Origin of the sequence: Domibacillus antri (assembly GCF_001936625.1) — a bacterium.
GTDB classification, from domain to species: domain Bacteria; phylum Bacillota; class Bacilli; order Bacillales; family Domibacillaceae; genus Domibacillus; species Domibacillus antri.
In genome coordinates, this window is record NZ_MSDU01000007.1 from 22,235 (window position 1) to 36,788 (window position 14,554).

The 14,554-nt window shown below is 42.8% G+C and carries 10 protein-coding genes; 9 read left to right on the top strand and 1 reads right to left on the bottom strand.

All coding sequences use genetic code 11. From position 1 onward, the window contains the following. Positions 1-239: 239 nt before the first annotated feature. Genes BTO30_RS03780 through BTO30_RS03815 form a run of 8 tightly spaced genes read left to right on the top strand, consistent with a single transcriptional unit; the run spans position 240 to position 10,988 of the window. The gene (locus BTO30_RS03780; RefSeq protein ID WP_075397387.1) at positions 240-2,402 is read left to right on the top strand and encodes an NAD-dependent epimerase/dehydratase family protein; all 2,163 of its coding nucleotides are present in this window, start codon (positions 240-242) and stop codon (positions 2,400-2,402) included. After that, positions 2,392-3,288, top strand: coding sequence for a hypothetical protein (locus tag BTO30_RS03785; RefSeq protein WP_075397388.1), 897 nt, complete (start codon positions 2,392-2,394; stop codon positions 3,286-3,288). The genes BTO30_RS03780 and BTO30_RS03785 overlap by 11 nt, the downstream gene beginning before the upstream one ends. Continuing rightward, entirely contained in the window at positions 3,272-4,993 is a 1,722-nt protein-coding gene (locus BTO30_RS03790) for a DUF2194 domain-containing protein (protein WP_075397389.1), read from the top strand. The genes BTO30_RS03785 and BTO30_RS03790 overlap by 17 nt, the downstream gene beginning before the upstream one ends. Before the next feature lie 2 nt (positions 4,994-4,995). Then, positions 4,996-6,438, top strand: a complete 1,443-nt coding sequence (pelF, locus tag BTO30_RS03795) for a GT4 family glycosyltransferase PelF (protein WP_075397390.1) — start codon at positions 4,996-4,998, stop codon at positions 6,436-6,438. After that, complete coding sequence (gene pelG / locus BTO30_RS03800; RefSeq protein ID WP_075397391.1) at positions 6,401-7,837, top strand: exopolysaccharide Pel transporter PelG; 1,437 nt, start codon at positions 6,401-6,403, stop codon at positions 7,835-7,837. Before pelF ends, pelG begins: the two co-directional genes overlap by 38 nt. A 20-nt stretch (positions 7,838-7,857) precedes the next feature. Further along, positions 7,858-9,597 (top strand): CotH kinase family protein, encoded by a 1,740-nt coding sequence (locus tag BTO30_RS03805; RefSeq protein WP_245796324.1) that lies wholly within the window; start codon positions 7,858-7,860, stop codon positions 9,595-9,597. Continuing rightward, a complete protein-coding gene (locus BTO30_RS03810) occupies positions 9,594-10,292 on the top strand; it encodes a polyphosphate polymerase domain-containing protein (protein ID WP_075397393.1) in 699 nt (232 codons plus the stop codon). The genes BTO30_RS03805 and BTO30_RS03810 overlap by 4 nt, the downstream gene beginning before the upstream one ends. A 15-nt stretch (positions 10,293-10,307) precedes the next feature. Further along, positions 10,308-10,988: a DUF4956 domain-containing protein gene (locus BTO30_RS03815; protein ID WP_075397394.1), complete on the top strand. Its 681-nt coding sequence runs from the start codon at positions 10,308-10,310 to the stop codon at positions 10,986-10,988. 25 nt (positions 10,989-11,013) lie between these two features. Here the strand turns inward: BTO30_RS03815 and BTO30_RS03820 are convergent, their stop codons facing one another. Then, positions 11,014-11,838 (bottom strand): endo alpha-1,4 polygalactosaminidase, encoded by an 825-nt coding sequence (locus tag BTO30_RS03820; protein ID WP_075397395.1) that lies wholly within the window; start codon positions 11,836-11,838, stop codon positions 11,014-11,016. Between the two features lie 514 nt (positions 11,839-12,352). Between BTO30_RS03820 and BTO30_RS03825 the strand changes: the two genes are divergently transcribed. Beyond that, the gene (locus BTO30_RS03825) at positions 12,353-14,350 is read left to right on the top strand and encodes a sigma 54-interacting transcriptional regulator (RefSeq protein WP_075397396.1); all 1,998 of its coding nucleotides are present in this window, start codon (positions 12,353-12,355) and stop codon (positions 14,348-14,350) included. Positions 14,351-14,554: the final 204 nt, after the last annotated feature.

Consider the following 14,554-nt stretch of genomic DNA (forward strand, 5'->3'; position numbering starts at 1 on the left):
AGCTGGTTTCGTTGTGGGAAGATGCTGTATTTGAAAATGAAGAGCTGCAGAGGCATGAAATTTGTCCATAGGAAGCCAAAAGCAGTATATTGTATTTTGACAACATGGAGGATTATGGATTCGTCATCATTACTATACCGAGTAATGTATATTCTTTTCCCGCCGAAATCTCCTTATCTCGTTGCCATCGTTATAATTATAGTATAAAATAAACAAAAAATTGCCAAGGTGTGAGTATAATGAATATTTTAATCACAGGCGGTTATGGGTTTATCGGCTCATTTGTAGCGGAGCGGTTTTTCAAAGAAAATCACTCCATTTTTATTATTGATAATTTAACTGCAGGGAAAAAAGAGAATATTTACTTCAGACACAAGGCGCTCATTGCCGATATTGAGGATGAGCGGTGTGAACAATTTTTTAAAGCTCATTCATTTGATATTGTTATACACTGTGCCGCCCAGACACACGTTCAGCAGTCAATTGATGAACCGCTGCGCGATTCGTCGACGAATTTGCTTGGGCTCATTAACATGCTCAATTTGTCGAAAAAGTACGGTGTGAAGAAATTTGTTTTTGCGTCTTCCGCTTCGATTTATGGCGATAACCAGGTGCTTCCTTTGAAGGAAATAGAAGAAGGGCGTCCAATCTCTCTATACGGTCTGAATAAAATGACCGGCGAGACTTACTGCCGGAAATGGGAAGAAATGTATGGTTTGTCATCCCTTATTTTCCGTTTTTCAAATGTGTACGGACCGCGTCAGCATCTCAGCAGGGAAAGCGGTATTATTGCGACTTTTACAAATCGGCTAATTGAAAATAAAAGCCTCGTTATTCACGGAAACGGTGATCAGACACGTGATTTTATTTACGTCGGTGATGTGGCAGAAGCGATTTACAGAGGTGTTATCAGTGGTTTATCAGGCACATACAATCTCTCCAGTAACAGTGAAACAAGCATAAACGAGCTTGTGGACGAATTATCCGCTTTCCACAATATCACGGATATTCAACGTATTGAAAATCGTCCAGGCGACATTCATCGCTCCCGCCTCGATAATACAAAAGTAAAAGCAGATCTTGACTGGGTGCCAAAATATACGCTGCATGAAGGTTTGTCGAAGACTTTTGAATATTATAAAAACCGTCCGGAACCGCTCATCCAGCAAAACGAATCGCGAGCCCCTTCCTATAAAATTCCTTATTTATCATTTGTGGAAAATGTTGTTCTGTTTTTACTATTTCTTTGTATTTCCTCATTCTTGGCACCTATGGTGGACACCGTGGATGTATGGCTTGTTTATATTTTGATTGCGGCGCTTCTGTTTGGTAAAACACAGACTGTGATTGCATCCTTTCTTGCCATCGGTTTTTATGTGTACGTTATGGTGTCTCAGGGCCGAGAATGGTCATCCCTGTTTATCGACAATTCTATATTGGCTGCATTTACGATTTATTTGCTTGTCGGTTTTATCGTCAGCTATGTGGTAGACCGCAGAAAAATCGAACTGCAATTTATGAAAGATGAACTGGAATCCGCTCAATCAAAATATGAGTTTTTAACGGGAATTTATGAAGATACACGCCAGGTGAAAGAACAGCTGCAGGAGCAGATTTTGCGAACGGAGGACGGAATCGGCAAAATTTATCACGCGACAAAGGAACTAGACAGCCTTGAACCGGAAGCTTTGTTTAATGGCGCAATTCATGTGTTAGAACGGACATTAAAGGCGCGTCAATTCGTCATTTATCTTGTCAATCCGAGCGGATACATGCGGCTGGCCGCAAAATCGGCTGATGATGCTTTTCAACCGGGCGCTTCATTGAAAATGTCGCCTGATTCACTGATTGGCCGGGCGGTATCCCAACAGAAAATTCATTATAATACATCTCTACAGGCAGATGAACCGCTCTTTGTGTCACCGATTGTACAGGACGGCAAGACTGTGGCGGTCATTGCCTGTTATGACGTAGGCTTTGAACAGCTGACACTGTCTTACCGAAATTTAATTGACGTGGTCAGCCGGCTGATTACGGCATCGCTTGCCCGGGCGTATGACTATATGAAGGAAATTAATACGGAGCGTTACGTGGGGGAAACAAATGCTTTGATGCCATATTATTTTCAGCGTATTTTGGATAACAAACGAAAAGCCTTTTTAGAGCTGCGGATTCCCTATGTCAAACTTCAAGTGCTGTCAGAGGATTATTCAGCGGATGTGCTGCGGCTGATCGGTTCACTCCTGCGCACAAACGATTATTTCGGCTTTGATGAAGAAGGACATCTGTTTATTCTGCTGTCAAATGTGCATCTTAAAGACTCACAATTTGTCATCGAACGCCTCGATCAAAAAGGCATTACAGCTGTACCGGTTGAGGAGGAGGTGCCGTATGTTAGTTAGGGTCCTCATTGCTTACTATGTTTTGTCGCTCATTTACGTAACTGTCATTTTCATTTTACGGAGAAAAGGTGCCGGGCTGCAGGCGATGATGTTGATTGCATGCCCGTTTATCAGCCTCTTTCTCCTGTATGCCATGTCCAGAACACCGAATCGTCATGGTATGCTGCCTGACTGGCTGCTGCGCCGCGAACAATATGAAGATGTAGCTTTACGCCCGCCTGATACCGAAGCAGAAATCAACATTATTCCAATCGATGACGCGCTGGTGCTGAACGATAACAAAATAAAGCGGAAAATGCTGATCGATCTGCTAAAAGGAGAATTTATGAAAAATGTGGACGCTCTTGAACTCGCCCTTCAAAATGAGGATTCGGAAACGTCTCATTATGCAGCGACGGCCGTTCAGCAGGCAAAAAGCGACTTACTGAAAAATATGCGCGGTCTGGAAGCGCAGTTAGCGGATAATGAAGCGGATTACGATGTACTGGAAGCTTATCGTGACACGCTGAAACAATATATACGGATTGAATTTTTGGACGAGAATACACGGAAAAAATATATGTATTCCTACCTCCAAACCCTTGATAAGCTCATCCATTTATCCCCAGCCCGCGATGCCCGCAATCTTGAGGAGAAAATCAAAGTGGCGCTTTCTCTTAATGAGCATAAAAGCGCACGTGAGACAGCCGAGCAATTTCTCGCTCTATTTCCGGATCATGAAGAAGCTTATTTTTGCGCCATGAATGTTCACTTTCATATGCGCAATGAACCGGATTTTAAACACGTTCTGAACCAGCTTGCATCATCCGGCACCCGACTATCCCCGGATGGACTCAATCAGCTCCGGTTCTGGCTCCAAGGTGATGTACATGAACAACAGGTTTAATATAGAAAAAAGTATTTATATGATGATGATCTTCGTCGCAATTATTGGTCTTTTTTTCATGGCAATCCGGTCGGAGTATTTTGTCCAATACCGGCATTTTAGCTACACCGTGGAAGCTGATCCGCCGGAACAGTCTGTCGATCAGCTTGCACGTTCATATGAACAGCCGTCCTTTTTGATGCTGGTCAGCCCGGACTATCCCGATCTGGCAGAAACCTTAACATCAGTGATTGAACGACTAGGCAAAAAAGTGACAAAACAGTCAATTAGTGAACCGCTTCGTTTGACTTCCAGCTATGCGGGTATTATCATTGCCACTGAAAATATTCACGCCATGCCGGATGTTGGAGCGATCCTCACATATGCAGAATCAGGAGGCTCGGTTTTTTTTGCTGTCCGGCCATCTCCAGGTCCGGCACTTTCGGCTCTTTATCAGCACCTAGGCATGGTGGAAACGGGAACATTTATTGAAACAGGCGGTATTGAACTGGCAGAGCCTTTTTTTGATTCGTCATTCAGTAAATCCTTTCCTTCAAAGAGAATTCAAAATTCATCACTTGCTGTCCGGCTTGACAATACGGCTTCACTTTACGCATCTTCCACAGATGGTACACCGCTCTTATGGAAAATCATGCATGGAAGCGGCCGATTCATTGTCTTTAATGGCTCCATGCTTGCTGATTCTTCCCAAAGTGCGCTCTTTATTAAGGGCATGCAGCTCATGGTACCGCACTTTATTTATCCTGTGATGAATGCAAAAGTGACCGCTCTGGAAGGATTTCCATTTCCGGTTCCAAAAGGACGCCATGAAATAGGCAATATGACGAATGAAGAGTTTTTTCGGCACACATTCTGGGCGGGTATGCAGCGGCTGGAAGCAAAATTTGATTTAAATTATACGGCTTCATTTGTCGCCTCATTTGAAGATCAACAAACAAAGTTTAATCCGTACGAACTGTCATCCGCTCAAGAAAATGCGATTGTATACGGACGCGAGCTTCTGCGGATGGGCGGTGAGGTTGCAGTGCAGGGCTACAACCATTTGCCGATTGACGGAATGAACAAATCAGATGTGGCCATTTTGCAGCAGGATACCGCTGATCGCATTGCTCATGCATTGCCGGGGTATTCTGTTCGGTCATACATCCCAGTGGAACAAGAAAATCCGTTCTCTCACCTGTCCGTTATTCGGACCGTCTTTCCGGATTTGCGCGCAGTAATGGCGCCGGTTGAGGAAGCTTTTATACAAGATGACGGCCTTGCTGTTCTGCCAAAGACGATCACCGGATTTGATTCAACCGCCTATACGGACTGGCTTGTTTTTAATGAACTCGCTTCTTCCGGATTTTTTTCACACTCGCTTATGCCCCAGTCTTTTCTTTATGAAGACTCTTTTGAGGAATCCTTTCAGGAATTGACAGATTTTCAAAAGCGGCTCAAAAAAGACGTTCCATGGCTGAGAGGATTGACATTGTCGAACGCGGCACGATCGTTATCAAATTATACCAATACCGTCGTTTTTGAAGAAAAAACAGGGCAAGGCGTTGCTTTTCATGTCAATACACTTGTCTTTCCCGCTTATTTTTACTTTTCAACGGATCAGCGGATTACGTCAACTGAAAACTGTGAAGTGACCAAAATCGGAAACAATCTTTATTTAATTCAAGCGGAGGATCTTACATTTAAAATTGGATTGGATGGATGAATATGAGAATTTGTCTGCTCGCTGAAGGCGCCTATCCTTATGTAACCGGCGGTGTATCCAGCTGGATTCAGTCCCTGATGACCCGGATGCCGGAACATGAGTTTATTGTTTTTTCGATTTCAGCAAAGGAAAACAGCGGTGCCAAAAAGCGGTATGAAGCCCCTCCAAATTTACTGGAAGTGCGCGACATTCATCTTGGTGCTTTTCTTTCCGACGATATTGTCTATGGCAAACGCTACAATATTACCGAGGAAGAAAAACAGGCTTTTTTGTCGCTGATTGGCGGAACAGATACAAATTGGCCTCTGCTATTTAACTTATTTGTCAGCGGCAGGATTGATTCGATTTTAAATTTTTTGGCCAGTAAAGACTTTTTTGATATCGTCCAGGCGCTCTGCAAGGAACGCTTCGTTCACGTGCCATTTACTGATATGTTCTGGGCGCTTCGTTCCATGGTGCTGCCTCTCTTTTTATGCATTGATCAGAAAATGCCTGAAGCGGATTTATATCACAGTGTTTCCACCGGGTACGCGGGTGTGCTTGGCGCATTGGCAAAGCATCAGTACAACAAGCCTTTTCTGTTAAGCGAACACGGTATTTATACACGCGAACGGGAAGAAGAAATCATAAAAGCAAATTGGATCAAAGGCTATTTTAAAGACATTTGGATTGACTACTTTTACAACTTGTCAAACTGTGCCTATGAATATTCGGATGAAGTCATCTCCCTTTTTGAGCGGAGCCGCGAGATTCAAATGGAAATTGGCTGTCCCCCTGAAAAAACGTCGGTCATTCCGAATGGGATTGACGTGACCAAGTTTAAGCCGGAAAACCGGATCAAAAAAGAAGGACTTCATATTGGCGCCATTGTCCGCGTCGTGCCGATCAAAGACATTAAATCAATGCTGCAAAGCTTTGCGATTGTCCAAAGGGAATTGCCTGATACGTTTTTTTATATCATTGGCCCATATGATGAAGACGAAGAATATTATGAGGAATGCGTCGATCTGGCCGACAGCCTCGGGCTGAACAACATTCATTTTACCGGTGAAGCTAACGTGATGGAGTATTTAGCTTTTATGGATTTACTCGTTCTGTCGAGCATAAGTGAAGGACAGCCGCTAGTCATTTTGGAAGGTCTGGCGATGGGTATTCCTTATGTCGCAACAGATGTCGGGAGCTGTTCCGAGCTATTGCTCGGACCGAATGATCACTTTGGCCGGGCTGGAAGCGTCGTGCCAGTGATGCATTTTCATTTGCTGGCACGGGAAATCATTGACCTGTCGCGTGACACCGAAAAGAGGACGGAATACGGGCAAAACGGCTTGAGGCGTGTTCGAAGCCTATATACTCTTCCACTTATGATCAGCCGGTATCAATCTCGATATGAAAGGTGGGGGAATACTCATGGCTGGGATCGGATTTCAACTGAAAGCTTTGTATGACCAGTCACATTTTTTCGGACAGCTCCGTGCCTATGGCTATTCCACCATCACCGCCGTTGGTCCGATGTTTTTAACCATCCTGCTAATCACGGCTTCACGCGAATGGCTGCTCTATTTAAAAGCGCCTGCTGATGAAATAAACGTTTTTATGGCGGCAGTGCAATATGCGTTTGTTTTCTCTCAAATCTTCACCGGAGGCTTTTTATTCGTGATTTCACGGTATGTTGCCGATCAGACGTTTATGGAACGGGAAGAAAATGTACTGTCGTCTATGTATGGAACTATTGGCATTACGGTTTTCATTGGCTTTATCGGCGCGGTGCTATTTTATTGGACGTCGCCGCTTCCTCTCTTGTTTAAATTGCTCACGTATTTATTTTTTACTGAGCTGAGCATTATCTGGGTGTTGTCTATGTACGTTTCCGCCTTAAAAGATTATAAAAAAATTGTAAAAAGCTACATGTTAGGAACGCTTATTGCCGCCGTGTGGATTTGGCTTTTGACCGGCGTATTCGGTCAAATGACGGCTGTGACGGTTTTTATCGGTCTTGATATCGGTTTTTTAGTCATTGTGATATTGTTAATGCGCGATATTTTCCATTACTTCCAGCTGAACAATAAGCAGTATTTTCACTTTTTAACCTATATCGAAAAATATCCGTATTTATTTTTCATCGGACTATTTTATTACATTGGCTTATATGGACACAACATGGCCGTCTGGCTCGGAAACCGGCGCATTGTGGTGGAAGAAACATTTGTCATGGCGCCCTATTATGATACACCAGTTTTTTATGCATATTTAAGCGTCTTGCCAGCGCTCATTTTATTTATGGTCACCGTAGAAACAAGTTTTTATCCGGTCTATAAAAAATATTACGGGCGTATTTTAAATGGCTTTCCGCTCCAGGACATTGAAAGTGCCAAACAGGAGATGTACCGTGTGCTGAAGCTGGAAATTCTCTTCCTTGCGCAGGTACAGCTGCTTGTTACATTCGCCTTTTTATTTATCGGCGTCCGTTTTCTCCCGCTTCTCGGTTTGACACAGGATCAGATTGATATCTTTATGATTGTCGTGCTTGGCAGCTGGTTTTTGAGCTTAATGATCACCATTTTTCTTATTTTGCTTTATTTTGATGAAAAGAAAGCGGCGTTTCGTCTGACCGGTGTTTATGCCGTACTCAGCTTCACATTGACTATTATCGCCATGAATGTTTTCAACCAATACGGCGGCGGCATGTTTATCGCCGCGCTCATTAGCGTTTTGATCGGCAGCCGTCTGCTTATTTCCAGATTAAATGAGATTGACTACACGACATTTTGTTCACAGCCGATTATTTACAAAGAATCCAAAACGAAAATTGAATGGCTGCTAAAACGAATCGGCAGCCTGGATTGACAGGAGTGAAGGGCGTGAAAATGCCGCCTTATACAAAAACAGCGATCGCTCTGGGAGTGCTGTTTGTCTTTCTGCTTGTTATGAAAAATGCGGCCGGCACGCAAAATACGGCGCCCGGGCCTCAACAAGTGCAGGAAGCGTCTTCTCCAGTTTTGCCTGAAGAACCAGGAGATGAAGCGCTTGTGGAGGATAAACGTGTTTATGAAGGACATAACGGTAATCAAGTAGAGCATCTCTACATTACTATTTTCGACCAGGACAGTGTTCCTGAAAACGACATTACTTTTTACGAATTGAATGAATCATACAAACAATACAGCAATCTTGATTCAGGTCCAAAACTGGACATTTTATTTCAAACTGGCACAGTGGAAGGACCAGAGAAAAACGGGTTTATAGATGCTGGATCAAGTTCGCCGAATGCGACAATTGAACTCCGGGGCCGTTCGAGCCGTCTTGAAGCGCAAAAATCGTATAAGATCCGCCTTACTGACAACGGCGGCCTCTGGTATGGACAAAATGTGATCAACTTGAACAAACACGCTGATGACCGTACCCGTGTCCGCAACAAGCTGGCGTTCGATTATTTTCAAAAAATCCCAGATTTAATCAGTCTGCGGACGAATTTTGTACAGCTGCATGTCAAAGATTTAACGAATCCGCAAGCCGGCGCTTCATTTGAAGATTATGGACTGTATACACATATTGAACAGCTGAACGAACGGGCGCTCGCGGCTCGAGGACTTAACCCGGACGGTCATCTGTACAAAGCCGAAAACTTTGAATTTTACCGTTATCCGGACAAATTAAAGACTGCGGACGATCCGGCGTATGATAAAAAAATATTTGAATCCGTCTTAAAAATAAACGGAAGTGATGACCATGAAGAACTGTTCAGCATGCTGGATGATGTTAATGATATGTCGAAGCCTTTTGATGCTGTTTTTGACAAATATTTTCATGAAGATAACTATTTAACATGGCTGGCGGTGAACCTTTTATTCGGCAACTACGACACGATGTCCACGAACTATTATTTATACAGCCCATTGAACTCGGAGAAGTGGTATTTTATTCCGTGGGATTTTGATAAAGCGCTGGGCCGTGACGCCGAACGAAGAGATATCCTTCCGGCCTGGCAGCAAGGCATTCAGCGCTATTGGGGGACGGTCCTTCATAAGCGGTACTTGCGCGACCCGCAAAATGCCGCAAAGCTGACGGCCAAAATGGAAGAACTGTCCGCGATTATCAACGAAGAAACAACGAGAGAGATGATTGACCGATATTATCCGGTCGTCAAATCATATGCCTTGCGAAGTCCGGACATAAAATATTTAAACATTGAAGCCGCACAGTTTGCCACATTTTACAACCAGCTTGAAGCGGTTACTACCCGTTATAAAAAGAAATATGAAGAATCACTGCAATATCCGATGCCGATCTTTTTGCATTATGAGCGGAAAAATAACCGGGACGTTTTTTCATGGGAACCGTCGCATGACTTGCAGGGTGATGCACTGACGTATCATTTTCAGCTGAGTAAAGATCCGTCTTTCACATCTGTAATCACAAATGTTGAAAATGCCACAGGGTTTGCGCATAACATACCAGCATTGCCGTCCGGCCGTTATTACTGGCGTGTTCTGATAAAAGACGGAAACGGCCATACGCAGATTCCATTCGATTATTATATGGATAATGACGGTATCTATTATTGGGGAGTGCAGGAAATTATCGCGCCAAAAGGAGCAGGAAAATGAAAAAATTCCGCCATGAGCTGAAATATTACATTACAGAGCATGACTATTTGACGCTCCGTCAAAAGCTGGCTCTCGTCCTGCAGCAGGACCGGCATTCGATTGATCAGCGCGGCTATTTAATCCGGAGCCTCTACTTTGATAATGTATATGACAACGACCTGTTTCAAAAAAATAACGGTATTTTCCGGCGTAAAAAATTCCGGATTCGTATATACAACCATTCGGATCATATCATCAAGCTTGAAAAAAAAAGCCGGCAAGGGGAGCACATTTTAAAAACGTCGGTGTCAATTACCCGGGAAGAATATATGAAACTGCTTGACTGGGATTATGAATTTTTAAAGAAAAAAGAAGATCCTCTTTATCACGAATTTTATCAATATCTGAACCGTGAATATATGCGTCCCCGCGTCATCGTCGATTATATCCGTGAAGCGTATATTGGACACATCAGCAACGTCCGGATTACCTTTGATAAAGAGTTAAGCTTCGTTACAAATTCAATTGATCTATTTGATTTCAGTAACATTTCAGAAGAAGTGCTGACACATCCGCTGATGATTATGGAAGTGAAATTTGATGAATTTCTGCCCGATTACATTCGCCAGCTTATCCAGATTGACGCCCATAACCGGTCAGCCATTTCTAAATACATCTTATGCCGGATGGCGTCTATTCAGTATCACGGCATGTAAAGGGAGGTTGTTTAATTGGATAATGTTACTACATTCAATGATATTTTGAAAAAAAGCTTTTTACGTGAATACATGTTTGGCACGTTATCTGTGGTCGATATTTTACTCAGTCTGCTGACCGCATTTATGGCAGGCGCTTTTATTTACGGGATTTATAAATATACGTATAAAGGTGTCCTGTACAGCCCAAGCTTTAATGCCACACTGCTTGTGATGACCATGATCACATCTCTTGTCATTATGACGATCAGTACAAACGTCGTCTTATCGCTCGGCATGGTAGGCGCGCTGAGTATTGTCCGCTTCCGGACTGCCATAAAAGATCCGCTTGATGTTGTTTTTATGTTCTGGGCCATCGCAGCCGGTATATCAAGCGGCGCAGGTCTTTACTTTTTAACGCTGTTCGGCGCTCTTATCATCGGCGTAGTGATCATCGTTCTATCACGCAAAAAACATACCGATACTGTCTATTTGCTCGTCATTCATTATACTGAGGAAGCGAACGAAGAGGTCAAAAGGGAATTGCAAAAACTGGATTACACGCTCAAATCAAAAATTGTCCGGCAAAATATCGTGGAGATGACCGCTGAAGTCCGGCTGAAAATTGACAATACCGCTTTTATGAATTCCCTCAGCAATGTGGAAGGCGTTCGTGATGTGTCGCTTGTCCAATATAATGGCGATTACGCCGTCTAAAAAAGCTGCCGCGCCGGCAGCTTTTTTATTGATAAGTATCTCCTTTCCGGACGTAGGCAGGAAACTTATTTTTCTCACTTAACTGCCTGCTTTTTTCATCCGTCACCACTGTCAGCACGCGGACGCGTCCCAGCCGCTGTTCTTTCTTAAAATATTTCAGCCATTTTTGCGCCCACTCGCTCTCTTTTATATCCTGCGCATCAAAGCCTTCCCATAAAACACCATCAACGTACGAACGGGACAGGGTTTCATATGTTTCAAATCCTCTGTTTTGTATAACGATCAAATCCGGATGGCGTTTCTTCAGTTCGTCCAGCAGTGCCGCATAGCCGTTTCTCATAGCTTGCTCCACAGCCGGTTCATCGCGAAAATAATAATCAAGATCATCCACCGTATCGAAAAATACACCATCTAATCCGCGCTGCGTCACATATTTCTCCACTTTCCAAAGCAGCGCGTCCCGATAATTCGGTTCGCGAAGATCCATCACATACGTATCCCACTCTTTTATGTAAATCCGATTTCCGCCCGATTCTGCATAATCTGATTCCGCAATGCGCTCCTTCAGCTCCTCATTCCAATTTTCCAGCTGCATAAGGCTCACATATCCAAACAGTTTCACACCGTTTTCTTTCAAATACGCCACATCTTGTTCCGAAAATGCGAGCGATTCGATCACCGCTGCATCCTGTCCGCTTAATTCTGTCAATTTCTCTTCATCCGGCGTTCCGTAAAAAATGTGAAACGATTTGACATCATGAAGCGGACCAAACCAAAACATATTTAACAGCCCTTTCCCAAGAAAAAAAACGAGCACAATAAGAATGATCCATACTAATCGCTTTCTCATGATGCCCGCCTCCATTAAGTCGTTTTATATTTTTTGCTGTAATGACAAAACAATTTCTTTTCCAATCTGAAAATACCATTTTTTCAGCATGTTTTTCAATAAGGTAATATCATTTCACCAATAGATATTTTGGATTTCGGCTAAAGAAAAGGGAAATCTCTTAAAAGGAATGTGGGATCAATCCGATTACATCTTAACTCACAGGATATCCGTTATGTAAAAATAATGAAGAGTAAATTTTTGATGCTTCAATGCTTTGCGTAAGGGGATTTTTGTTTCGGATTTTTCGTTGGATAGAAGTTCTATCTCATCGCTGTACAACTGATAATTATTTCTGTGCTGCATGGCAATGCCCGCTCTTTACAGTGTAGTTGTTGTTCTTTTTTTGTGAATTCATTTTTGTCAAATCAAGTTAAGCATTTAAGCAGAGACGCCGATCCGCTCAAATTTCTGTTTTAAACTGTTGTATACTATGAATAAAAATGTTGCGAGTATTTGGAATGGGGGAAGCAGTGTGAATATAGAGACTATTCTTCATAAAGAATTTACGTATATCAGCGAGCAGCAATGGGGAACTCAGTCTGACTTAGGCATCCAGCCATATATCATCATCGATCAAGATCATCGCATAGTTGGGATGGCAATGAAGGAGGAGATCTCCAAACGAATCGTCCCGGGGATTTACATGATCGAGCAGCTGGCAAATCCGCAGGCAAACTGGGAAAACTACACTGTGATTATTGTGCTGAATCCGAATGGGGACGTAGCAGGATGGGTCCGCCGGGAAGAGCTCTATGCTTTTTTTTATCATCAGTACCGTTCTATTTTGTTCTCTCTTCCTCATGAAGTAACCGTCATTGACCGGCAGTCCCGGATCTTTTTTACCAATCAAAAAGTATTAGCGACACACGGAGTGACTCCTGATCAGGTCATTGGCAAGAACATTCATCAATTTTATCCAAATTCCACCGTAGAAGAGCTGTTAACCTCTTCACAGGAAAAAAACATTGTCAAAATTACAGATGACAAACAAGGGATATTAACGCAAACGAAAGTAATGGATAAGGATGAATGTACAGGAGCGATCCAGGTTTACTGGGAGGCAGAAGAGATAGAGGATGTTGCGATGAATTTGAATCAGTTTGAAAGCATGGCAATGGATCTGAAAGCCATTTTCGAGTCCAGCTATGACGTGATTTATGTTTCAGATGGTCAGGGATTGACCTTAAGGGTGAGCGCTGCCTGTGAGAAGCTATGGGGATATAAAGATGAAGACCTGGTCGGAAAAACGGTATACGAATTGGAGGAAAAAGGCGTATTCAAACCATCTATTACGAGGATGGTTCTCGAAAAAAAGGATAAAGTTCAAGTGATTCAGACGACAAAAACAGGTAGAAGGCTTATGGTGATCGGTACACCCATCAAGGATAATGAAGGAAATATTGTCCGTGTCGTTAATGCATCCAGAGATATTACCGGAGAAAGCCAATTAAAATCTGAATTGGATGATATGAAGCTGCTGGTGGAAGGATATAAGCAGGAATTGGATCAATTGAGACAGATGACACAAGAAAGCGATTCTCTTGTTTTTAAGAGTGAAAAGATGAAATCCATCACGACACTGGCCCGAAAGGTTGCGGAAGTGGATTCGACAATCCTGATTCAGGGAGAATCCGGAGTCGGAAAAGAAGTCATTTCTTCTTACATTCATCAACATAGCGATCGGAAAAATAAACCATTTATTAAGGTGAATTGTGGAGCGATTCCCGAAAACCTGCTTGAATCAGAGCTGTTTGGGTATGAAAAAGGGGCCTTTACTGGAGCTTCGAAACATGGCAAGCCGGGCTTATTTGAGTTAGCTCATGAAGGGACGCTCTTTTTGGATGAAATCGGGGAAGTGCCTCTGCCGCTTCAAGTGAAATTATTGCGGGTTCTGCAAGAAGGAGAAGTGGTCAGAATTGGCGGAACAAAACCGGTAAAAACGAATGTCCGGATCATTACGGCTACCAATCGCGATTTACAGGAAGAGACCCGTCTGGGGCATTTTCGTGAAGACTTGTATTATCGTTTAAATGTCGTACCTCTTTTTATTCATCCATTACGTGAACGAAAAGAAGATATCCTGCCGCTTGCGCTCTTTTTTATTCAAAAATTCAATCATAAATATAAGCGGGATAAGACATGTTCACATGAAGTTTTAGAGGTGCTTCAAGAGTATTCGTGGCCGGGAAACGTGAGGGAACTGCAAAATATTATTGAACGTTTAATTGTGACGATCGACCAGCCGGTGATCGAGGTGGATCATCTCCCTGAAGGCTTTGCCGTTTCAAAACAATCTCCATCAATTTATGTGAGTGATATTATGCCAATGAAAGAGGCGGTTGAATTAGTAGAAAAGCAGTTGTTAACGCTTGCTAAACAAAAGTTCCAAACGACTGTGAAAATGGCTGAAGTTCTCGGCGTTAACCAATCTACTATAAGCAGGAAAATAAGCAAAATGAAATTGTTATAAATCTATGCATATTCGCATAATGTTTATGTGGATATGCATAGTATATAAAAATGTACTGTATACGCTTTTAATTTAGTCTATTTTGTGAATATTTCGAACCAGTACTATGCATCAATGCATAGTACTGGTTTTTTTTCTAGCCAAATAGAACGAAATTTTAATGCGCCAAGGGGGCGGTGTCTATTTAAATAGCGTTTATTTTCC

What these genes read in the sequence shown, in the direction of transcription:
- BTO30_RS03805 (WP_245796324.1), top strand. Translation starts at nt 7,858, where the DNA reads ATGCCGCCTTATACAAAAACAGCGATCGCTCTGGGAGTGCTGTTTGTC.
- BTO30_RS03790 (WP_075397389.1), top strand. Translation starts at nt 3,272, where the DNA reads ATGAACAACAGGTTTAATATAGAAAAAAGTATTTATATGATGATGATC.
- BTO30_RS03810 (WP_075397393.1), top strand. Translation starts at nt 9,594, where the DNA reads ATGAAAAAATTCCGCCATGAGCTGAAATATTACATTACAGAGCATGAC.
- BTO30_RS03785 (WP_075397388.1), top strand. Translation starts at nt 2,392, where the DNA reads ATGTTAGTTAGGGTCCTCATTGCTTACTATGTTTTGTCGCTCATTTAC.
- pelG (WP_075397391.1), top strand. Translation starts at nt 6,401, where the DNA reads ATGGCTGGGATCGGATTTCAACTGAAAGCTTTGTATGACCAGTCACAT.
- BTO30_RS03780 (WP_075397387.1), top strand. Translation starts at nt 240, where the DNA reads ATGAATATTTTAATCACAGGCGGTTATGGGTTTATCGGCTCATTTGTA.
- BTO30_RS03820 (WP_075397395.1), bottom strand. Translation starts at nt 11,838, where the DNA reads ATGAGAAAGCGATTAGTATGGATCATTCTTATTGTGCTCGTTTTTTTT.
- pelF (WP_075397390.1), top strand. Translation starts at nt 4,996, where the DNA reads ATGAGAATTTGTCTGCTCGCTGAAGGCGCCTATCCTTATGTAACCGGC.